Below are 21,314 nucleotides of genomic sequence, written 5' to 3'. Positions count from 1 at the left end.
TAAACGTTGAACTTCGTCCGACCCTGGGTCGGTCACGAAAGCTTCCTTTTCGCCTCACTGCCTCCCGCATCCGCATAAAAAAACCCCGCACCTTTTGAGAAGGTGCGGGGCGTCTGCGCTCACGAGCGCAGCTCCTAGCAGGTCGGCTTAGCAGCCCTTCTCAACGCGGCGGCGACGCACACCCAGCGCGCCCAACGCCGCCAGAACCCAGAGCATGCTGCCCGGCGTCGACCCCGTCGAGGAGCATCCCCCGCCCGAGAGCGACTCCCAGCTTCCGGGGAAGTTATAAGGATCGTTGGGGTCGGTCTCCTGCTCGACCTCCTCGCCATCCTCATAGCCGTCCTCATCGCTGTCGGGATTCTCCGGGTCGGTGCCCAGATCGTCTTCTTCCTCGTTGGTCAGGTCGTCGCCGTCAATGTCTTCATCGCAGGCGTCGCCGATGCCGTCGCCATCGATGTCGGACTGATCGGTGTTCTCGATAAGCGGGCAGTTATCATCGTCGTTTTCGACCTCGTCGCCGTCGATGTCGCCGTCGCACACGTCGCCGATGTCGTCTTCGTCGAGGTCGGCCTGGTCGTCGTTGGCGATGAGCGGGCAGTTGTCGATCTCGTCTTCGACGCCGTCGCCGTCGTTATCGCCCGAGCAGGCGTCGCCCACGCCATCACCGTCGGTGTCAATCTGGTCGGCGTTCTCCACCAGGCGGCAGTTATCATCGCCGTCTTCCACGCCGTCGCCGTCGCTGTCCGGGGAGCGGAAGTCGGGGGTGCCGTCGTTGTCGGTATCGATCGCGGGCGTCGCCAGGTCATCGTCGCCGGCTTCATCGGCATCGGGGACGCCGTCGCCGTCGCTGTCCTCATCGAGCGCGTCGATCACCTCATCCTCATCGGTGTCGATGGGGTTCTCCAGATCGTCGCCGACTTCGTCACCGTCCGAGATGCCGTCGCCGTCGCTGTCGGCGGTGGTCGGGTCCAGATCCACAGACACCTCCCAGGTGTCGGGAAGCCCGTCGTCGTCTTCGTCCAGGAAGGTCGAGACCAACGTGATGGTGCGCTCGTCGCTCAGCTCACCATCCGTCACCGAGATCACAACCTCGTAGCTGCCGGCCTCATCCCAGGTCGGTGACCACATCAGCTCGCCGGTGGTCTCATCGAGCAGCGCGCCCGCGGGAAGATCTTCGGCGCCGTAGGTCAGCGGCGCGCTGTCCACATCTTCGCCGGCGAGTTGAAGTTCCAGAAGATCGCCCTCGACCACGTCAAACTCGGAGGCATCTTCGGGCGTGGGCTCCACAAAGAAGGGCGCATCATTGACCGCCGTCACTGTGATCGTCACCGTCGCCGGCGCCGAGTCCAGCGCGCCGTCGTTGGCCACATAGGTGAAGGTGTCGGTGCCGAAGAAGTTCGCATCCGGCGTGTAGGTGAAGCTGCCGTCGGCGTTGAGCACCACATCGCCATTGGCAGGCGCGTCGCCGAGCACCGCGCTGAGCGCGTCGTTGTCCGCGTCGATGTCGTTGGCCAGAACGCCGGGCGCCACGATCTCCAGCGGCGAATCTTCAAAGACGGTGCGCGCATCATCGACGGCCACCGGCGCGTCGTTGACCGGGTTGACCGTCAGCGTGACCATCACCTCATTGGACTGCTCGTCGGCATCAAAAGCCACATAGGTGAAGGTGTCGGTGCCCGCGAAGTTCGCGTCCGGCGTGTAGATAAACGACCCGTTGGCGTTGAGCGTAAGCTCGCCGTTTTGAACATCGTCGATCAAAAGTGCGCCGAGCATGTCGTCTTCGATATCGCTGTCGTTGGCCAGAACGCCGTCTTCGGCGGTGACGCTCGACGTCTGATCCTCATCGACCTCGTAGGCATCTTCCACGGCCACCGGCGCGTCGTTGATCGGGTTGACGGTGATCGTGACCGTCGCCGGCTGCGAATCCTCCGTGCCGTCGGTCGCGACGTAGGTGAAGGTGTCCGTGCCGAAGAAGTTGGCGTCTGGCGAGTAGGTAAAGGATCCATCGGCGTTGAGGGTGAGCTGACCGTTTGCCACGTCGTCGACGAGCACTGCGTTCAAAGGCTCACCATCGAGATGATCATCGTTATCCAACACCCCCGGCGCCGCCTGCGAGAGGGTCTGATCTTCGTCCACCTCAAAGGCGTCGTCGAAACTTACGATCGAACCTTCGTTCGCGGCGCAAACTCCGTTGCCGTTGACGTCGTTGCACAAAAAGGTCTGAATATTCTCCGAAAAGGTCGCCGCCTCACTCGATTGCATCCAGTTAATGTCCATCGCCACGACCATCCGACCCCGGCCCCCCACCATGTCGGAGGATGTCCAGGCCGCGCCTACGGGCGTGCCTCCTTCGCCTCGGATGATGACGTTTTCCGCAGGAACCCCGCTCATTCCGCCGGCGGCATTCATCTGCACAGTCGTCAGAACATTCGGAGTGGTGGTGATTCCCCCAATCGCGGCTGGCTCAAAGACATAAGGCGCGGCAATGTCGCCTAAGTCACCCACCTGGACTCCGTCGTTGGTGAGTGCGTTGACCAGCGCCTGAACCGAATCATTGTTTACCTCACAGCAGGGTCGCTCTCCTGTGACGTAAACGCCTCCGCCCCGCTCCACGAAAGCCTGAAGTGCGTTGCGCTCGTTCGCTGGAAGCGCCTGAGTCGCGTAGAAGGACCAGATCGAATCGAACCCTTGCAAGTCTGCAGGCAAGGTCGCGACGTTGGTCACCGTATGGCCCTGCGCGGTGAGAACCACCTCGAGGTCGTTTCTAAATTCAACCTGATTTCCGAAAAACAGGATATCGTCAGCCGCAGCCACCGAAGGCATCGCCATCAACGCCGCCATCCCGACGGCTCCTGTCCAACCTCGAATCCACTTCATCACATCACTCCTCAGCATTAAGGCGGAGCACCGCCCGTGATTCGTACAACCCTGCTCGAATGCTCTCCTTGTACGGACTTCTTGCCCGAGCCGCAAAAAGAAGACGCCTCACACCTGAACTTTCAGCGAAGCTCCACCTCCCGCACCTGCCCCTCGACCTCCACCTGCACGCGGCGGGCATCTTCGGGGAACCTGGTCAGCAGCACCTCAAAACGATCTTCGTGGGAGAAGCGCACCAGGGGCGCGGGCATGCTCCCCACCACCTCGCCAGCCTCATTGAGAAAACGCACCTGCGCGACTTCGCCGGTGGTGGGGTTGGCCTCAAAGCGCGGCGCTCCGAGCGCAGCTTCCTCGCTGCGACTCCAGCTCAGCGGCGTATAGACCCCGGGCGGAAGCGCGCGTTGGTTTGAGGCGGCTTCGCGCACCGCGCTCATGCGATCGAAAAGCCCGCGGTAGGTGTAGTCGGAGATCCACGAAGGGGAGCAGTAGCCCATAAAATCGGCCGCATCATCGGGGGCAATGAGCGCATCGCTGCGCCTGTCCCAGCCCCACACGCCCACATCGCCGCCGGCGTGGGGGTAGTTGTTATCATCGCTCCACCAGCTCACCCCGCAGGGCGCGTGCCCGCGCCCGTGCATATGCCCCAGCTCGTGGATCAACGTGCCCACCCAGCGCTCTCCCGCGTACCCCAGCCCCGCGCCCACCCGGTAGGTGTAGGCCGTGGCACTGCTCACCGTATAACTTTGCCCGGTGGTACAGGAGCCGCCGCAGTAGGCCTCAAAGGTCTCCGCCGGCTGAATCAGGCCGTAGTAGTAGGCCTCATCCTCACCGTCGGCGATCTTTAAGTCGCGCAGGGCCTGGGTGAAGTTCCCCCAGCGCACAGACCCGCTCCAGCTGTAGGGCTCGCGCACTTCCAGGCGCAGGCTGTGCAAGGGGTAGAGCGCGCGCAGCGCGCTCTCGATCAGCGCGAGCTGGCCTGGCGAGGTGTCGGGGAGACGGCCGGAGCCGTCGGTATCAAAACGCATGGGGACGAGCACCAGGTGCAGCTCTCCGCTCTCGGCGGTGGCCCCGGTCGGCCAGGCCGATCCGTCGGTCGGCCAGCGCGCCAGGAGCTCGCCATTCGGGGCATCCTCGATAAGTCGCAGGCGCAGCTGCCCGCCCACCTCGATCTCACCGCCGGGAAGTTCGAACTCAAAGGCCGAGCTTCGATCGCCGGGCAGCGAATCGGCGCTGACCACGCGCGTATCTTCCAAAAGAGTCTGCGCGCCGCCGGCCCCGACCACGATCAGCTCGGCGCGCACCGAGCTAACACTCCAGCCGGTCGGCACATCGACCGAGGCGCGCAAAAGCGTGTCGCGACCAGCGATGATCGGCGTCGGATCGAAGTTCGCCGCCCCGTCGAGCCAGGGGGTTTTGGCGATGGTCTGAAAGATCTCCACCCGATCGATCTGCAGCGAGAGCTCCGCCGGATCGGGATCTTCGCCAACATCCACCGGGTCAGCGTCGGCATCTTCCAAAACCTCCGCGTCGGGCTCGTCCGTGTCCGGCTCGCCGGCATCCGGAAGCTGGCTATCGCCGCCATCCATCGGATCTTCGCCGATGTCCGAGACCTCGTCGCTGTCTGGCGAGCCGGGGGTATCGGGACGATCGGCGTCGCGTGCATCCCCCGCATCGCCGGAGGCGTCAGGAAGGTCCGGCCGATCACGAAGATCCTCGGAGACCGGGGCGACGTCCTGGCCGCAGCCGGCGAGCAAAAGTGCGAGCACCAGCGCGCCGATCTTAGCCCGGGCGAAGGTTGATGCGGACCGGGCGAGGGAGGGGGAGGGCGCAGTCATCGAAGACCTCAGATCCAGGACCACCTGCCGCTCCCAGGCACGCGAGCAGCTCAGCCCCCCACGCACGCGCGTAGAGCAACATCGCGCGCCGCTGGCGAAGGTGGGGCGGTGGAGAAGGGTTGATGTAAACAAACGTATATTTACACATCCCGACCCTCGATTGCACGCCCCGGCTCACGTCCCATCACACGATATTATCCATCCAGGCTTGGACATCGCCCCGTGATAGCGCCAAATTGCCCGCCCCCCGTTTTTTATCTGCGCTTGAACATTCAGCGCACCGTCCAGGCGAACTTCTGCCCCCAGGTATCATCCAGCGGCCCCTCCGGGATCTTCAGCTCCAAAAGCTCTCGGCCGGTGGTGCTGCGCGGCCCGCACACCTCGGCGCGCCGCTCGATCACCCGGTAGGACTTCTCGGCCGGCCGCGTCACGTTGATCGCGCTAAAAGTCTCGGCCACCACACCCTCGGCCGCAAACACGCTCTCTCGCCCCGAATAGAAGTGGTCCACCACGCTGACCACCTCATTATCAAAGGCCACCGGATGGCCGTTGAGTTTGACCTCATAAAAGGAGAGCGGCTCATCAAGATCGATGTAGGTGCGCGCCACATAACGAATGCATACCTCACGCTCCGTCAGCGCGCTAAGCTCCGCCTCATCGGCGACCGCCGAGCGCTGCACCCCGCCCGGCGTCTCCTCATCAGGAGAGCCCGGCCCCAGCGGGGAGTGCAAATAGTTGACCTGACGCGTCTGGCCCGACTCCCCCACGGCGTCGGCGCTGACGGTGCGCTCCACGCTCCTGTGAGCACAGCCGGCCAGCAGCACCAGAAGACTTCCTACGAGCAAACATCTGTTTCGAATCATCATCACGTCCTCGCGATCTCGAGTATGAAAACCACCACGCTCGCCACCACACCGCGACGAGCTCGCCACCTTCAACGCGAGAGGACCGACAACGATCTAACTTTTTGAGATCGCTCGCCCCCCCCCCGCAACGTCGCCGCCCGGCTCAGCTCCAGTCGCCCTCGAGCGTGCCGTCGAAGCGTTTTTTCAGCCCCTTCCAACAGTCGATGTAGTTCTTCTGCATTGTGTCCAACCCCGCCGCGTAATCGGTCAGGTGCTGGGGCAGACGCGTCTCCCACATAAAGGCCATCGTGCCCTCGAGCTTCTGGGGCTTGAGCTCGGCGCGCGAGGCTTTTTCAAAGGCGTCGGTGTCCGGGCCATGCGGCAACATCATGTTGTGCAGGCTCATGCCGCCGGGCAAAAAGCCCTCTTCCTTAGCGTCGTACTGCCCGTAGATCAGCCCCATAAACTCCGACATGATGTTGCGGTGGTACCAGGGCGGCCGGAAGGTGTCTTCGCCCACAAGCCAGCGATCGGAGAAGATCACAAAGTCGATATTCGCCGTGCCCGCCTCCCCCGAGGGGCTCGTGAGCACGGTGAAGATCGAGGGGTCGGGGTGGTCAAAGAGGATCGCGCCGATCGGCGAATAGTCGCGAAGATCGTATTTGTAGGGCGCGTAGTTGCCGTGCCAGGCCACCACATCAAGCGGGCTATGCCCGATCTTCGTCACATAGTGACGACCACACCATTTGATATGAATCTCAGAGGGGCGCTCCACATCCTCAAAATAAGCGACCGGGTATTTAAAATCGCGGGCGTTCGCCATGCAGTTTGCGCCAATGGGGCCGCGCTCCGGCAGCGTGAACTTACCGCCGTAGTTCTCGCAGAGGTAGCCGCGCACCGGCCCGTCGATCAGCTCAAAGCGAAACGCCATCCCCCGCGGGATCACCGCCAGCTCGCCGGGCTCGACCTCCAGTACGCCCATCTCGGTGACCAGCCGAATCGAGCCCTCCTGGGGCAAGAACATCAGCTCGCCATCGGCGTTGATCACATAGTCATCCTCCGAGCTTCGGTTGACCAGGTAGAGGTGCGCCGACATGCCCGTCTGACCCACCACGTCGCCTGCGGTCGAGATGGTGCGTACGCCGTCAACAAAGCCGGTGGGCTCCTCGGGGATCGCCACCGGATCCCAGCGCCGCTGCCCGATCGGCAATCCCCCGCCCTCGGTCGTCGGCGCGCTCAGCCAATGCTTAACCTCCACCGGCTCATACTCGCCCATATGCCGCACCGAGGGGCGAATGCGGTAGAGCCAGCTGCGCTCATTGGCGCTGCGCGGCGCGGTAAATGGCGAGCCGGAGAGCTGCTCGGCATAAAGCCCGTAGGGCGCGCGCTGCGGCGAGTTGCGCCCCCGGGGCAGCGCCCCCTCGAGCGCTTCGGTCTCAAAGTCGTTGCCAAACCCGGTCATGTACTCAAGCGTCATAGCGTCTCTCCGGCCAGTGTCTGCAAACCACGTCTGAATAAGTGGGCACGATGCGTTTCGCCCATTGTGGATAACGCGCCGGCCGCACAGTGGCAACGCTGCGCGCTTTGCCCCGACACTTTGCCGCAGCAGATTCGGCAAAGGTGTCGGACCCTCGGTTGTGCACGACCCGCATAAACACGCGACTTTGTGCGTCCCAGGGTCGTGCATGACCCGCATAAACACGCGACTTTGTGCGTCCCAGGGTCGTGCATGACCCGCATAAACACGCGACTTTGCACCGCTCCCACCGACGCGCTACACCTTAAGCCTCTCACAAACCCTGCGCGCTTTTCGCCACTCTCCATGGAGCCCACCGATGCCCTCGATCGCCCCCACCGTTCTCGACGCCCTCGACCTTGTCGGCCTCTATGTTGTGGTTCCCATGGCCGAGCTCTCCACGGCCGTGCCCGCCGCCAACCGCCAACTTCTGGAACGCTACGAGCGCATCGAAGGCCGCTGCGGCCGCCATCTTCTCGATGTCTCACTGAAGGTCGAGGAGGGCATCTACACCCAGTTCGTCGGCGTCGAAGTTCACCCTGACGCCCCCACTCCCGAGGGGCTGGAGCGCCTTCACCTGCCGCGCCAGCGCTGGCTTCACCTCAGCCACCGCGCGCCGGTCACCGAGATCGGCACGAGCTTTGGCGCGATGCGCGCGTTTGGCGAGGAGCAGCGCCTGCCCACCGAGCACGTCTTTCTGGAGTTTCATCCCATCGATGGCCAGGGCCCCGTCGAGCTCTACGTGCGCCTGGCCCCGCGTCCCGAAAACATCGTGCACTGGCGCGAGATCCAGCGCCCCGACACCGCCACCTACCCGGGCAGCGACGAGCTCTTGAGCATCGGCTCCCCCCTGGGCCGACATCTGGGCATGCGCCACTTTGGCATCCATCACGAAGTCTTGCCCCCCGGCCGCCGCACCTCCTGGCCCCACGCCGAGAGCACCGAAGATGAGTTCATCTACGTGCTCGAAGGCAGCCCCGATGTCTGGATGGACGGGCACCTCCACCGCTTAAGCTGCGGCGACGCCGTCGGCTTTGTCGCCGGCACAGGCCAGGCCCACACCTTCATCAACAACACCGACACCCCGGCGCGCCTGCTGGTGATCGGCGACAGCCACCGCGACGACAACCTCTGCTACTACGCCCACGATGAGGATCGAAACCGCGAGATTTCCGACTTCTACTGGGATATCGAGCGCCCCCCGCTCGGCCCCCACGACGGGCTCCCCGACCGCCTTCGCGATCGCCTCAACACCCCTGCCGACGAAGACTAAAAGCACCCACCCGGCGGCGAGGCTTACCATCCCACGGTCGCGCATCACCCGCATCATGGCTCGACTTTGTGTGACCCACGGTCGTGCATCACCCGCATCGTGGCTCGGCTTTGTGCGACCCAGGGTCGGCCCTCCACCACCACACCACCCACCTGACACCTCACCGGGCTCCCCCCTCCCTCGCCAATCAGGGGGTCGAGCCCACCACCACCCCCGTTCGGGGCGTTGCCAGCCCCAACCGGGCGCCGCAAACTTTTTAATGCGCGCGCCACGCGGGCGTGGATGGCCTAAGTTGTTTTAAAGGTTCGATCTTTTAGCCGTCTCGTCGCGCGTTGATCCTCCCCCCTGCTCTAGTCTGAGCGAAATTTGATCCTACTTGTAACATTATATTAAGCTTCGCCGGCCGACCCGCTTCGGCCTCTCCCCTCCCGCTCCTCGTCCCCCCTCCTCGGAGCTCCCCATCATGCCCCGGCCCTGCGCCCCGCCCACCGATGCGCCTCGCATCCCCCTGCTCTTCTCGCCACCGGTGAACTTCTTCACGCCGCCGGAGCTGCGCGAAGCCAGGAGCTACGAAGCCTACAAACACCGCGTCGCCGCCCTTCTGGGGCTGGGGTTGTGGATCTGGGCGCCCGTCTTTGCGCTGATGTACATCACCATCTTCGACAGCTTCATGCTTTTTGCCGAGCTGATGGCCGCCGGCGTGATCGGGCTGATGGCCATCTGGCGCATGCGCAAAACCGGCGACGAGGTCTGGCTCGCCCACCAGACCTGCGCCGTCCTCTCGGTCGTACTCATCGTGCTCACCCTGCACACCGGCGGCATCTACTCGCCGGTGCTCTTCTGGCTGTTGCTCGTGCCGGTGGTCTCCATCACCATGGCCGGCCCCTCCAAAGCGCTGTGGTTCTGGATGGCGGTCGCGCTGGCGGTGATGGCCTACTTCTATGTGGAGCCGATCCCCGAGATCGACCTGCGCACGGTGGTCACCATCAACAACCACCGGTCGATGCTGACCGTCTCCATGGTCGGACTTCTCCTGGCCACGCTGATGATGTTCTGGGCGCGTTACCAGATCGAACGCTGGCTGATGGAGCGCAACAACGAGAGCCAGCGCCGCCTTCAGGAGCTGCACGAAGAGACCAAGCGCGTCGCCCGCGACACTCTGCTCGAGATCATGGAGCGCACCCCCCAGGGGGTCGTTCTGCTGAATGCCGATGGCAACGCCATCTACGGCAACGCCAGCTTCAAGGAGCTGGGCTGCTACGATGACGAGAGCCTGAGATCCCTCCACGCCACCACCCTCTTCACAAACCCGGAGGGCGAGCCGCTCCAGAGCCTGCTCAACGGCCAGAGCCAGAACATCCTCGCCATGCTGCACACCGCCAGCGACGAGCAGCTCGCGATCAGACTGAGCATCTTCACCGCCATCTTCGAAAACCAGGACGTGCACGCGCTGCTCATTACCGATCTTTCGCAGGAACACGAGCTGCAGAGCCGCATCGCTCAGATGGATCGCATGATCACCGCCGGCACCCTGGCCGCCGGCGTCGCCCATGAGATCAACAACCCGCTGGCCTATGTGGCCTCCAATGTCGAATACCTGCTCGAAAAGATCGCTGATGACGCCATCGACCGCGACACCCTGCTGGCCAGCCTGGAAGACGTCCACTACGGCACTCGCCGGGTGCGCAAGATCGTCGACGATCTGCGCGACCTCTCCCGCACGCCCACCGACGACATCTACCCGGTCGACGTGGCCACCGTCCTCGACTCCACCCTCTTGATGGTCGAGCATCGCGTGCGCCAGCGCGCACAACTCATCCGCGACATCGACGATCTTCCCTCGGCGATGCTCAACGAGTCGGGGCTCTCCCAGGTGCTGCTCAACCTTCTGGTCAACGCGGTGCAGGCCATTGAGCCCGGCACCCCCGAAAAAAACCACGTGCGCGTGAGCGCGCGCCGCGCCGACAATCACCTCATCATCGAGGTCAGCGACAGCGGCCATGGCATCGCCCCCGAGCAGCTCGAGCACATCTTTGAGCCCTTCTTCACCACCAAACCCATCGGCGAGGGCACGGGGTTGGGGCTGTCGATCTGCCGCAAGATTGTCGCGGAGATGAACGGAGATATCGACGTCGAGAGCACCCCGGGCCAGGGCACGACCTTCCGCCTCATCATCCCTACGCGCTGGTTGAGCACGGTCACCATCACCACGCCGCCCCCGGGCGCGCTGCACGCCCCACCCCGCACGCGCACCCCCGTGCCGACACCCCCTGGCGGGGTTCGCGATGATCGCGCTCCGGCTGAGCAAAACCCCACCGCCCCCTCGAACCCAAGCGCCGACGCCAACGCGTCGCCCGCTCCCGCGCAACCCGACGCGGATACAACCTCACCAGCACCCACCGGCGTCTTCCTCATCGACGATAACGCCATGCTGCTGCGCGCGCTCAAACGCCAGCTTCAGTCGCGCTTTACCCTGCACACCTTCGAGTCGGCCTCCGACGCCCTCGACGCCATTGAGGCCGGCGCCCAACCCTGCCTCATCGTCTGCGACCTGGAGATGCCCGCCATCGGCGGCGCGCGCCTCTACCAGCGCCTCAGCGAAGCGCACCCGGCCCTGGCGCGGCGCATGATCTTTATGACCGGCGGCGCCTACAGCGCCGAGAGCAAAGACTTTCTGGAGTCGGGCGACTTCACCGTGCTCGCAAAACCCTTCCCCAGCACCGAGCTCGAGTCGCTCATCTCCCGGGCCACCGCAACCTCGTAAGCGCCGCCGACCTTCTCAGCGATCCACCACCAGCAGCCCGTTGGCACGCTGGATCATCACGCTCGCATCCTCGGCACCAACGCGAACACCCAGCACATCGAGCACCACCTCACCGCGACGCGCGCCCGCCTCATCGACAAGCACCACACGGCGCATCGACCCATCGAGCTCTCCGCTCGAGGCGTAGTTTCGAGCCATCGCCGCATGGGCGCTCAGATCGCCGCGCCACCGCCCCTGCTCCCCCTCCACGATCAGCGTCGCGCCCTCCGCCCACACCTCCAGCGACGCGCCCTCCGTCGTCGTAAGCAACGTTGGCTCCCCCTCCTCGCCATAAACCACATACGAAAAGGGATAGAGGGTCGCCGCCATTATCACCTCAAAAGCGACCTGATCGGCGCTCAAACTCACCACACGCAGGCCCTCGCCCTCACTCGATCCCCAGCGCGCCTCCCACAGCCGCTTCTCCCAGCTCGCGCGCTCCTCCGGCGTGAGGCTCGCCGGCACAAACTGCGCGAGCGCGTCGTCGCCAAAATGCTCGTGCACATAATACGCCAGCGCGGCCACCTCGCGCCCCCCACCACTCAGGTTCGCGTAAACCTTATCGACATCGATCGCCCCCTGAGCGTCCCCCACGCCCTGCGCCGAGATCTCCCGCTGAAGGCGCACCACCTGACTGCGCTCGGCGACCGCCGGCGCGCTGATAGGCCCCAGCGCGCCCACGAGCGTCCCGGCGGCTACCACCACCGGCACCACCCACAGCCCCATCGGACGCCGCCGGATGTAGCCCACCGCCCCGACCCCGCAGATCGCCAGCAGGGTGGCCAGCGCCAGCAGACGCACATAACGAAACTCCGTCCAGCCGTACTGCCCGATGCGCTCAAACACCGCCCAGATCGCAAGCGGCACCATCGGCCCCACCACCACCGGCAGCGCATCGACCACGCGCACCAGCGTCTCATAACCCCCTTTGCGCCGCATCACCTCGACCTGCTCCAGCGACATCCACATCAGCACCCCCGCCCCCAGAATCAGTGGCGAGAGCACGTTGGATGGGGCCTCCCCTACCACCAGCACACGGATCGCGTAAGCATAGGTAATTACTAGATAAACCGACGCAAGCGGCAGCGTCAGATAGAAGCCCAGCCGATGGCTCCAGGGCTGCGCCTCGGCACCCACCTCCTGCTCAAAATCGAAGATCTCCTCGGTGCGCGCCGCCAACATCCACACAAAGCCCGGCCCGAAGATCCAGGCCGCCAGGTGCCCGTAAAGCTCGCCATCGACGCTGAGGTCAAAGAGCGTGTCCACCGAGTACACCGCCAGCGCCAGCCCCACCCACAACGCCCCCAGATACAGCGCGCTCATCCCCCCGTAGAGCCAGAGCCGATACGCCGCGCGCCAGGTTCGCAGCCGCGCCCCCACCGCGCTCTTCTGCGCCGCCAGCCCCACCACCATCAGCAGCGCCACAAGCCCCACCGAGGCCAGGCCCACACGCCAGATCTCGGCGTCCACAAACTCCCCGCTCAGCGTCCACGCCCACCCGCTCCACACCCCGAGCCCCACCACACTGAGCGCCACACGCCAGCCCACCTTCAGCGCCTTCAGGATGTGCAGGTAACTCACCGCAAACACCCACATCAGCGCCGGCACCGCGGTCAGTGTCCAGGCGATCACGAGCTCATCTCTCCAGAGCTGCTCCACCCCGCCGCTGAGCAACGCGGCAACTCCCAGCCCCATCGCGACTTCCAGCGGATGCCGACGCGCCGCCTGCCGGGCCATCGCACCAAAATTTTGAAGGAAACGCACCATCATCGCCTGCATCACCACCTCCCTTTCGCCGCCAGTCTCGGACCCTCTTCACCCCCACCCGTTGGTAGACGGCGCCCACGTGCGCATCTTTCAAACGATGCTCACCCACCCTTCGCCCCCAACGGACGTGACCATGAGCGAAAAACACTACCTCGAAACCTACCTCCAGGACCATTACGCCGCGGCCACCGCCGGGCTAAGCCTCGCCAGGCGCATCGCCTCCCAGAACACCGCCAACCCCATCGGCCGCAAGGTCGGCGAGTTGGCCGATGAGATCGAAGACGAGGCCACGGTGCTGCGCAACATCCTGCGCGCCCTCGACGTCTCCCCCTCCCGCGTCAAAGGCGTCAGCGCCCGGGTCGCCGAGAAACTCGGCCGCCTCAAACTCAACAACGAAGTGGTGCGCTACTCCCCCTTAAGCCGCGTCCTCGAGCTCGAAGGCCTCCAGGGGGGCGTGCGCGCCAAACAATGCCTCTGGCGCGCCCTGCTCCTGGCCTGCGACCAGCACCCCGAACTTCAAAACTTCCCCCTGGCCGAGCTCCGCGACCAGGCCGACCAGCAGCTCGGGCGCCTCCAGGCCCTCCACCACGACGCCACCATCGTCATGATCCGCCACGACCGCACCCATCCCCACGACGAGGATCGTCCCTCCCCCTCTGCCTGACCTCAAGGTTTCACTCGAACCCGCGGCCGAGAACGAGGTCGAGATCGAGATCGAGAACGAGATCGAGCACCAGTACCAGATCGAGATCGAGGTCGAGTGCGAGGTCGAGCTCGAGCACCAGCACGCCCCCCTTCATCCACAGCCTTCAATAAATCGGCACCCCACCCTCATCGTGCTCCGGCGCCGGCTCCGGCTCCGGCGCCGGCTCGGCTGGCGGCTCCGGCTGCACCGGCCGCGGAGCCTCACTCGGCGCCATCTCTTCCACCGCCTCCGGCTCCCCGCCAAAGCGGTAGTTCAGCCCCACGCTCCACTGAAAGGGGATAATCACCACATCTCCCCCCACCATGGAGGCTCCCTGGTCGGTCACGGTCCAGGGCATCGCGATCAACTCCATCTGCAAACTCAACGCCGGCGAGACGACTTTTCCCTCCATCCCCAAAAACCCGCCGATGAGTACCCCCTCATACCCAAAGCGCGTCTCTCTGCTGTTCTCCCGATACTTCCAGCCGGTGAGCACGTTGGCCTGCATCCCGACGTAGAGCGGCATCTTCCCCCGGACCGCCGTGGAGATCCGCGGCGTCACCACAAGCCCCGCGGCGTAGTCCTCGTAGTCAGCGTTGTTGGTGTCGACCACGATGATTCCCTCGGTCTGCAGGCCCAGCGTCAACCAGCGGGTTGGGTAATAACGCGCCGACGCGCCCACATTCGTCGTCGCGAACGCAAACCCGCCCTGCAACCCCAGGTCCGCCCGCTCTCCCACCCCGACTTTGCCATACGCCGATATCCGTGGCTCCGACTCGTTCCCCGGCAAGTCGATGCCGCCGCCGACCACCACCTCACCCTGCTCAAGCTGGCGCGCGGTCTCCCGGCTCGTCAACGAGCACCCTGCCTCCACGGTCGGGGCCAGCCCCATGACCAGGACCAGCACCCAGCGTTTCCAACCCGGCGTCGACCCTGTCCCTTCACGTTCCCATGCCATCGGCCCCTCACAGCTTCCCGTCTTAGGAAAATGCGTACGCTCTCCGTGCACACCATCCGACCCCAAACCCCGGGGCGTGCACAAGCTCGCGCCCGTCCATAAGGCCCGGCCCGCGTTTAAGCCCGGGCTCCTGCAAAGAGCCCGGGTCGAGGTCGTGCACCCCTACCAGCTCGAGCACGAGCACAAAAACGAGCCCCCCCTCATCCACTACCCTCAATAAATCGGCACCCCGCCCTCATCGTACTCCGGAGCGGGCTCCGGCTCGGATTGCGGCGCCCGCTTCGGCTGCGCAGGCTGCTGCGCTTCGCGCTGCGGTGCCACGCTCGGCTCCATTCGCCGCACCACCTCCGCCTCCCCGCCGAAGCGGTAGTTCAGCCCCACGCTCCACTGAAAGAGCGCCGGCAGCCCGCCCTCCGAGAAGATCACGTTGACCCCGGCGTCGTCGACGGTCACCGGCATCAAAATCAGCTCGGTCTGCAGGCTTAAGCCCGGCGAGATATCGGTCTCGATGCCTGCAAACCCGCCGATGGTGGCGCCCTGAAACGTGTAGACCGTGTTGACGCCGCTCTCATCGTACTCCCAGCCCGTGAGCAGGTTGGACTGAATCCCCCCGTAGAGAAAGTCATCGCCGTTGACGGCCGTGGAGATCCGCGGCGTAAACACCAGCAGCGCCGCGTTATTATCGACCGTCCCAAAGAGGCTCCCAAAATCATCGACCACGAAGACCGCGTCGGTCTGCAGGCTCATCGTCAGCCAGCTGGTCGGATACACACGCGCGGTCGCCCCCACGTTGGCCGTCGCAAAGGCGAAGGCCCCCTGCAACCCCAGGTCGGCCTTATCCCCCACTCCCACCTTGCCGTAGGCCGAGGCCCGCGGGATGTACAAAAGCCCCGGCCAGTCCAGCGCCCCGCCCACCACCGCCTCGCCACTCTCGAGCTGGCGAGCGGTCTCCATCGTCGTGAACGAGCACCCCGCCCCCAGACTCAGCGCCAGCGCCAGCGCGCCCACCTTCACACCTAACCTCATCGAAACCATCCCAACTCCCTGTATCGCCGGCCACTCACGACAGCTCGCCAGTCGGCCACGCTCATTCAGCGCACTGCGCCCTCATCAACTCCTTCGTCACACTCGGTTCCCGACCTACTAACACAGGTACGCCCCCGGATCGCAATACTTCAAACGCGACGCCCCATCCGCCCACATAACCACCTAACCTCAAAGCGAACCCGCCAACGCCCTCACAAATCGACCCACCCCGCAAACCCCGGCGCCCCACAACCACCCAACCACCCAACCACCTAACCACAACCCGCCCCCCCCACTCAAACGCTTCTAAAAGAGCGGAACCCCCTCCCCATCATACCCCGGCACCTCCTCCTCTCCCGGCACCTCCTCCTCACCCGGCACCTCTTCACTGCGCGTCGGCCGCGCCTCCTCCCCACCCCCAAAGCGGTAATTCACCCCCACGCTCCCCTGAAACCCGATGCCCTCGTCGACAAACTCAAACACGTCGATCCGCTCATAATACGTGTTGATCAGCAGCGGTCGCAGCATCATCTCCGCCTGCAAACTCCAGCCCTCTGAGAGGCGTCGCTCCGCCCCCACAAAGCCCCCAAAGCCCAACCCCCACAGCCGCAGCGTCGACGTCTCCGTCTCCGAGTTGTACGACCACCCGCTGAGCAACGTCCCCTCCAGCCCCACATACACACCGCCCCGCTCCCGCACCGCCGTCGAGATGCGCGAGGTCACCACGATATCATCCACCCCCGGATCCGGCCGCTCGCTCGTGTCCCGACTCCGCCACACATCTCGCCGACCTTCAGCCTGAACCCCCAGCATCCACCCCTCATCGGGATAAATCCGCGCGCTCAGCCCCAGGTTGGCCGACACAAAATCATACCCCCCCAACACCCCCAGATCGCCCTTCTCCGCGACCCCCACCACCCCATACGCCGTCATCCGGGGCCAGTACTCCTGACCCGGCCAATCTCCCCCGGCACCCAGCGCCACCTCCCCCGCCTCCAGCTGCCGCGCACTCATCAACGTCGTCGTGGGCGTGCACCCCCCGCCTGTGAGCAGGGCCAAAAATAGTGCCAACACCGTCCAACGTACCCGAATTGAAATCACAGCGACTCGCCAGAGTTAGGGAAGGGGACCGGCCCCTTCGACAGAATAGATAGCGGGATTATGTGCGTGCCCGAGGTCTACCACAGGCCCGAGGGCCGGGGCTAAGACATCCTGCACCCCCTTTAAAAGCGCGTTTCAGGGGAGGTGAGGGCGGGCGAAGTCGGTCTCGGGCTCGATCTCGATCTCGGTCTCGTCCTCGTACTCGTACTGGTCCTCGTCCTCGTACTCGTACTGGTCCTCGTACTCGTACTCGTACTCGTCCTGGTCCTCGTACTCGTACTGGTCCTCGTACTCGAAACCGCACACCCCCGACCGCCCTCACGAATCGCCCCACCCCGCAAACCCCGACGCCCCACAACCACACAACCACACAACCACACGCACAACGACCAACCCGAGCGCATCCAGGGCGGCGCCTGGCAAGGAGGCAGGGATGAAGCTGTAGCAGCGCTACTGCGAATCCCTGACGACACCGCCAGCGTCGTCCTGGGGCGCTCGGCACAACCCGAGCGTATCCAGGGCGGCGATTGGCAAGGAGCCAGGAGGAGCGTGTAGCAGCGCTACCGCGACGACGCAGCGACGCAGCCAGCGTCGTCCTGGGGCGCTCGGCTCACCCCAACCCGAAGAATGCTCGCAACTTCCCTAACGCCACCCCCCGGTGGCTAATCGCCCCCTTCTCCTCCAACGTCAGCTCCGCCATCGTGCGACCCAGCGAAGGCACATAAAAGTGCGGATCGTAGCCAAAGCCGCCCTCACCACGCGCCTCCACCACGATCCGACCATCGACGCGGCCGCGAAACCACACCACCGCCCACTCGCCGACCCGCACAAGCTCCCCCTCGTTGCGGGGCGCGCCCATCGGGACCTCTTCGAGCGTCAAACCGCAGCGCGCAAGCAGCGTGCGGCCCACCACATCGGCGCCGAGCACCAGGCAGAGCACCGTCTCAAAGCGCGCCGCGGGTCCGGCCTCCCCCGCCCACTGCGTGGCATCCAGCCGGCCGATGGCCTCGACGAGTTTTTGATTGTTGGTGGCGTCGGTCGCCCCCTCCCCGCTGTAGCGCGCGCTGTACACCCCGGGCGCCCCGCCCAGCGCGTCGACCACAAGCCCGCTGTCGTCGGCCAGCGAGGCGCGCCCGGTGTCGCGCGCCGTCCACAACGCCTTTTTGATCGCGTTGCCCTCAAAGGTGTCGGCGTCCTCCTCCACCTCGTCGAGCGGCCGCGGAAAACTGTTGCGGTCAAAGACCTCCCAGCGCGCATCCAGCAGCTCGCCAAGGCTCGCCGCAAGCTCGCGTCGCTTGCCGGCGTTGCCCGTCGCGATCACAAACGCCCCCTCGGGCACCGTCGAGGTTGAAAGCTCTTCCATCTGGACCTACACCTTGTCTCGTACCATTCTCTCGACGCCGCGCTGCTCGCCAGGGCATTGACACCACCCGGCAAAGCGGCGCGCTCTGGCGCCATCACCCTTTCGTGGGCCGCGCTCTATCAGGCTTTGAGCCCGGCCACAACGCCCTTTACCCGCGCCCCCTCCCACGGCCACCCCCACCCCCGAGGTTCCCCCATGATCAGCGTAGGATTTGTCGGCTCCACCGGCGTCGGAGACGTCGCTCGCCATCTGCTCGCCATGGGCGCCTGCGACATCAAGGTCTGGCACCCCGGCGAGTTATGTGAGGAGGATGAGCTGCCCGGGGAGAGGGTGGAATTGGAGGAGTTGGCCGAGTCGACGCTCATCATCTTCGCCGCCCCCATCGCCCGCTGCCGCGAGATCGCCCGCCAGGTCGGCGACGTCATCAGCGGCCGCCACGTCATCGTGCACACCCTGCGCGCGCTGGAGCCGGGCACCCTCAAGAGCGTCTCCACCATCCTCCAGGAAGAGACCCCCACCCAGCGCATCGGCTACCTGGGCGGCCCCATGCTGCGCACAGACATCGAAGCCGGCCACCCCGCCTCCGCCGTCTGCGCCTCCCTCTTCCCCGAGGTCCACGATCTGGTGGAAGACGCCATGATGTCCGGCAGCTTTCGCGTCTACCGCTCCCAGGATCTCATCGGCGCCGAGATCTGCGGGGCCTACGCCCGCGCCATCGCCCTGCTCAGCGGCCTGGCCGACGCCCTCAGCTTAGGCTCCAGCCTCCAGGCCACCCTCTTTGCCCGCGGCCTGGCCGAGATGTCCCGCTACGTCGTCTTCCGCCAGGGCTTTGAGCGCACCACCTTCGGCCTGGCCGGCGCGGGCTCCCTCTACGCCGACACCCACCTCAAGGGTTCTGTCGACTTCCAGATCGGCTGCCACCTGGGCAAACACCCCGGCACCCCGGCCGACGCGCTCGTCGAGCAGTTCGGCCCCCGCGCCCGCGAATCCCTGCAGGTCGTCGACGCCCTGGCCAAAAGCGCCGAACGCGCCGACCTCGACCTCCACCTCCTCCAGGGCGCCTTCGCCCTGATCCACAACGAGCTTAAGCCCGACGAGGTCGTCCAACGCCTCATGACCCTCCCCGCCCTCTACGAGTAATTTTAGAATTTTAATCAGGGCGACCGGTGCAGGCCTCGCCAGCCCGTCAGATCACCACGCTCCCTGAATGAAAAAAACGCGCAGCTTCTCGCTGCGCGTTTTTTCGTTTTTTCCTTCAGGGCAACCGGCCGCTGCCCCTCAGGGTATGGGGGAGGCGTCTTAGAGCGTCGCGCTCTCCTCACCGCTGAAATAGTCGCGGGCGTGACGAATCACGTCCACATAACTCACGATCCCCACCAGCGCCCCGGTGATCGGATCGACCACCGGCACCGCCCCGATCTTCTGGTCGATCATCAGCTCGATCACCTCGTTGACGTCCGTCTCCGGATGCACCGAGATCACATCCCCCTGCATCACCGAGCTGATCGGCTGATCAAAACGCGTGTCGCTCAGCCGCATCACCTCCAGATCGGAGCCATCCGGCACCATCAACCCCTGCAGATCCCGGTCGCTGATCATCCCCACCAGCTCGTTATTCTCCACGATCGGCAGGTGACGCACATCGAGCTCAATGAGCTTGCGAATCACCTCCCGCAAAGGGTCGGTCACATCAGCACGCTCGGGATTTCCGGTCATCAACTCACTGGCTTCGATCATTTCGGGCTCCTTCCCTCAGGTGGGAGTACATCATCAGGTCGACGGGTTGGATCAGGCGCGACTTTCGCCGCGCTCAACTCACCTCAAAGCTAAGGCGCTCGCCAGCCGGTCAAGCCCCCCCAGGCTTGGGGTTTGCGGAGTTGGTCGGTTCGTGTGGGCGTTGGCGGGTTCGCTTTGAGGTTAGGTGGTTGCGGGACGTGGGAGGTCCGCGAGGGTTGGGAGGTTTGTGGTTAGGTGGTTGTGGGGCGCCGCGGTTTGCGATGTGGGTCGATTCGTAATGGACAGTCTTGGGTTCGCAAATCCCGGGACGTGGACGAGATCGAGCCCGAGATCCAGATCGAGATCGAGCCCGAGATCCAGATCGAGATCGAGCCCGAGATCCAGATCGAGTACGAGGACCAGCACGAGTACGAGGACCAGCACGAGTACGAGTACGAGGACCAGCACGAGTACGAGGACCAGCACGAGTACGAGGACCAGCACGAGTACCAGCCACCAGCACCAGCACCAGCCACTCCCCCCCTGGCCCAACCGCCCCCCACCGCGTATCATCCGCTCGCCATCAACCTCCCCCAAAACCCCGGTCATAACCTCATGGGCTACGTCCCCCACCCCACCGAAATCGAATACAAATCCGCCTCCCGCGCCCTGCGCATCGTCTTCAGCGACGACCACGAGGCGGTCTACCCCACCCGCTACCTGCGCGGCTTCTGCCCCTGCGCCCGCTGCCAGGGCCACACCAGCGGCCCCCACAAATTCATCGAACACCAGGCCCCCCAGGCCGAAGTCGTCGACGTGCGCCAGGTCGGAAACTACGCGATCAACATCGTGTTCGCCGACGGGCACGACACCGGCATCTACTCGTTCCAGCGCCTGCGGGAGATCTGCCCCTGTCCGGCGTGCATGCCGCAGGGGTTGAGCGATGAGTATCGCTGAGGAGTTGCTCAGACGCCCCCCAACCCGAGCGCATCCAGGGCGGGGCTGGCAAGGAGCAAGGAGGAGCGAGTAGCAGCGCTACCGCGACGACGCAGCGACACAGCCAGCGTCGGCCTGGGGCGCTCGGCGCGAGCTCTGCCCCTGCCCGGCGTAGCCATGCCGCAGGGGTTGAACGATGAGTATCGTTGAGGGGAGCGGGTAGCTCGATCTCGTACGGGTAGCTCGGGCTCGATCTCGATCTCGGGCTCGATCTCGATCTCGGGCTCGCTCTCGATCTCGGGCTCGCTCTCGATCTCGGGCTCGATCTCGATCTCGCCCTGGTACTCGAGCTCGAACGGGTACTCGAGTTCGGGCGCGCCCTCCCCAACGCCCTCACGAATCGACCAACACCGCGAACCCCGGCGCCCCGCAACCACCTAACCACAAACCTCCCAACCCCCGCGGACCTCCCACGTCCCGCAACCACACAACCACAAACCGCGCGCCCCTCAACGCTCAGCCAGATCGACCTACATCGCGAACCCCGGCGCCCGCTCGCACATGATCGCCCCGAAGGCTCCCGAGCCCCAAAATCGAGATTCGAGGAGCGCTT

Annotated in this window: 16 protein-coding genes; 5 read left to right on the top strand and 11 right to left on the bottom strand. The window is 64.9% G+C overall.

Annotated elements, in window-relative coordinates; genetic code table 11:
• Positions 1-147 precede the first annotated feature (147 nt).
• The 4 genes from FRC98_RS22195 to hmgA all read right to left on the bottom strand — a co-directional run bounded on the left by FRC98_RS22195 (position 148) and on the right by hmgA (position 7,034).
• Positions 148-2,877 carry a cadherin-like domain-containing protein gene (locus tag FRC98_RS22195; protein ID WP_230467776.1) on the bottom strand — a complete coding sequence of 910 codons (2,730 nt, stop codon included), beginning with the start codon at positions 2,875-2,877 and terminating at the stop codon, positions 148-150.
• A 122-nt stretch (positions 2,878-2,999) separates the two neighbouring features.
• Positions 3,000-4,712, bottom strand: coding sequence for a M66 family metalloprotease (locus FRC98_RS18430; protein ID WP_146982899.1), 1,713 nt, complete (start codon positions 4,710-4,712; stop codon positions 3,000-3,002).
• Positions 4,713-4,984: 272 nt separating this feature from the next.
• Positions 4,985-5,578 carry a hypothetical protein gene (locus FRC98_RS18425; RefSeq protein WP_146982898.1) on the bottom strand — a complete coding sequence of 198 codons (594 nt, stop codon included), beginning with the start codon at positions 5,576-5,578 and terminating at the stop codon, positions 4,985-4,987.
• 142 nt (positions 5,579-5,720) lie between these two features.
• On the bottom strand, positions 5,721-7,034 hold the full coding sequence (gene hmgA, locus FRC98_RS18420) for a homogentisate 1,2-dioxygenase (protein ID WP_146982897.1): 1,314 nt from the start codon (positions 7,032-7,034) through the stop codon (positions 5,721-5,723).
• A gap of 781 nt (positions 7,035-7,815) precedes the next feature.
• Between hmgA and FRC98_RS22190 the strand changes: the two genes are divergently transcribed.
• Together FRC98_RS22190 and FRC98_RS18410 are read left to right on the top strand one after the other, a co-directional pair.
• The gene (locus tag FRC98_RS22190) at positions 7,816-8,346 is read left to right on the top strand and encodes a cupin domain-containing protein (protein ID WP_347342173.1); all 531 of its coding nucleotides are present in this window, start codon (positions 7,816-7,818) and stop codon (positions 8,344-8,346) included.
• A 463-nt stretch (positions 8,347-8,809) separates the two neighbouring features.
• Positions 8,810-11,110, top strand: coding sequence for an ATP-binding protein (locus FRC98_RS18410; protein ID WP_146982896.1), 2,301 nt, complete (start codon positions 8,810-8,812; stop codon positions 11,108-11,110).
• Between the two features lie 15 nt (positions 11,111-11,125).
• On the opposite strand, the gene FRC98_RS18405 is transcribed toward FRC98_RS18410, so the two are convergent.
• On the bottom strand, positions 11,126-12,928 hold the full coding sequence (locus tag FRC98_RS18405) for a DUF4153 domain-containing protein (protein ID WP_146982895.1): 1,803 nt from the start codon (positions 12,926-12,928) through the stop codon (positions 11,126-11,128).
• Positions 12,929-13,049: 121 nt separating this feature from the next.
• On the opposite strand from FRC98_RS18405, the gene FRC98_RS18400 reads away from it, so the two are divergent.
• Positions 13,050-13,580 carry a hypothetical protein gene (locus FRC98_RS18400; protein ID WP_146982894.1) on the top strand — a complete coding sequence of 177 codons (531 nt, stop codon included), beginning with the start codon at positions 13,050-13,052 and terminating at the stop codon, positions 13,578-13,580.
• A 145-nt stretch (positions 13,581-13,725) separates the two neighbouring features.
• Here FRC98_RS18400 and FRC98_RS18395 read toward each other — a convergent pair whose 3' ends face one another.
• The 5 genes from FRC98_RS18395 to FRC98_RS18375 form a co-directional block, all read right to left on the bottom strand.
• Positions 13,726-14,559, bottom strand: a complete 834-nt coding sequence (locus tag FRC98_RS18395) for a hypothetical protein (RefSeq protein ID WP_146982893.1) — start codon at positions 14,557-14,559, stop codon at positions 13,726-13,728.
• Between the two features lie 213 nt (positions 14,560-14,772).
• Complete coding sequence (locus FRC98_RS18390) at positions 14,773-15,594, bottom strand: hypothetical protein (RefSeq protein WP_146982892.1); 822 nt, start codon at positions 15,592-15,594, stop codon at positions 14,773-14,775.
• Positions 15,595-15,891: 297 nt separating this feature from the next.
• Positions 15,892-16,599: a hypothetical protein gene (locus tag FRC98_RS18385; RefSeq protein WP_146982891.1), complete on the bottom strand. Its 708-nt coding sequence runs from the start codon at positions 16,597-16,599 to the stop codon at positions 15,892-15,894.
• Between the two features lie 222 nt (positions 16,600-16,821).
• Positions 16,822-16,992 carry a hypothetical protein gene (locus FRC98_RS21760; RefSeq protein ID WP_230467774.1) on the bottom strand — a complete coding sequence of 57 codons (171 nt, stop codon included), beginning with the start codon at positions 16,990-16,992 and terminating at the stop codon, positions 16,822-16,824.
• Positions 16,993-17,296: 304 nt separating this feature from the next.
• Positions 17,297-18,049, bottom strand: a complete 753-nt coding sequence (locus FRC98_RS18375; RefSeq protein ID WP_146982889.1) for a non-canonical purine NTP pyrophosphatase — start codon at positions 18,047-18,049, stop codon at positions 17,297-17,299.
• Positions 18,050-18,244: 195 nt separating this feature from the next.
• On the opposite strand from FRC98_RS18375, the gene FRC98_RS18370 reads away from it, so the two are divergent.
• Positions 18,245-19,189, top strand: coding sequence for a hypothetical protein (locus FRC98_RS18370; protein ID WP_146982888.1), 945 nt, complete (start codon positions 18,245-18,247; stop codon positions 19,187-19,189).
• Positions 19,190-19,348: 159 nt separating this feature from the next.
• On the opposite strand, the gene FRC98_RS18365 is transcribed toward FRC98_RS18370, so the two are convergent.
• The gene (locus tag FRC98_RS18365) at positions 19,349-19,786 is read right to left on the bottom strand and encodes a CBS domain-containing protein (RefSeq protein ID WP_146982887.1); all 438 of its coding nucleotides are present in this window, start codon (positions 19,784-19,786) and stop codon (positions 19,349-19,351) included.
• Positions 19,787-20,095: 309 nt separating this feature from the next.
• On the opposite strand from FRC98_RS18365, the gene FRC98_RS21755 reads away from it, so the two are divergent.
• On the top strand, positions 20,096-20,722 hold the full coding sequence (locus FRC98_RS21755) for a gamma-butyrobetaine hydroxylase family protein (protein WP_230467773.1): 627 nt from the start codon (positions 20,096-20,098) through the stop codon (positions 20,720-20,722).
• The last annotated feature ends 592 nt before the right edge of the window (positions 20,723-21,314 follow it).

It is taken from the genome of Lujinxingia vulgaris, assembly GCF_007997015.1.
Classification (GTDB): domain Bacteria; phylum Myxococcota_A; class Bradymonadia; order Bradymonadales; family Bradymonadaceae; genus Lujinxingia; species Lujinxingia vulgaris.
Note: the sequence above shows the minus strand (reverse complement) of the source record. Positions and strands in the feature narration are given on the sequence as shown.

What these genes read in the sequence shown, in the direction of transcription:
- FRC98_RS22195 (WP_230467776.1), bottom strand. Translation starts at nt 2,877, where the DNA reads ATGAAGTGGATTCGAGGTTGGACAGGAGCCGTCGGGATGGCGGCGTTG.
- FRC98_RS18430 (WP_146982899.1), bottom strand. Translation starts at nt 4,712, where the DNA reads ATGACTGCGCCCTCCCCCTCCCTCGCCCGGTCCGCATCAACCTTCGCC.
- FRC98_RS18425 (WP_146982898.1), bottom strand. Translation starts at nt 5,578, where the DNA reads ATGATGATTCGAAACAGATGTTTGCTCGTAGGAAGTCTTCTGGTGCTG.
- hmgA (WP_146982897.1), bottom strand. Translation starts at nt 7,034, where the DNA reads ATGACGCTTGAGTACATGACCGGGTTTGGCAACGACTTTGAGACCGAA.
- FRC98_RS18410 (WP_146982896.1), top strand. Translation starts at nt 8,810, where the DNA reads ATGCCCCGGCCCTGCGCCCCGCCCACCGATGCGCCTCGCATCCCCCTG.
- FRC98_RS18405 (WP_146982895.1), bottom strand. Translation starts at nt 12,928, where the DNA reads ATGCAGGCGATGATGGTGCGTTTCCTTCAAAATTTTGGTGCGATGGCC.
- FRC98_RS18400 (WP_146982894.1), top strand. Translation starts at nt 13,050, where the DNA reads ATGAGCGAAAAACACTACCTCGAAACCTACCTCCAGGACCATTACGCC.
- FRC98_RS18395 (WP_146982893.1), bottom strand. Translation starts at nt 14,559, where the DNA reads ATGGCATGGGAACGTGAAGGGACAGGGTCGACGCCGGGTTGGAAACGC.
- FRC98_RS18390 (WP_146982892.1), bottom strand. Translation starts at nt 15,594, where the DNA reads ATGGTTTCGATGAGGTTAGGTGTGAAGGTGGGCGCGCTGGCGCTGGCG.
- FRC98_RS18385 (WP_146982891.1), bottom strand. Translation starts at nt 16,599, where the DNA reads ATGAGTGCGCGGCAGCTGGAGGCGGGGGAGGTGGCGCTGGGTGCCGGG.
- FRC98_RS18375 (WP_146982889.1), bottom strand. Translation starts at nt 18,049, where the DNA reads ATGGAAGAGCTTTCAACCTCGACGGTGCCCGAGGGGGCGTTTGTGATC.
- FRC98_RS18370 (WP_146982888.1), top strand. Translation starts at nt 18,245, where the DNA reads ATGATCAGCGTAGGATTTGTCGGCTCCACCGGCGTCGGAGACGTCGCT.
- FRC98_RS18365 (WP_146982887.1), bottom strand. Translation starts at nt 19,786, where the DNA reads ATGATCGAAGCCAGTGAGTTGATGACCGGAAATCCCGAGCGTGCTGAT.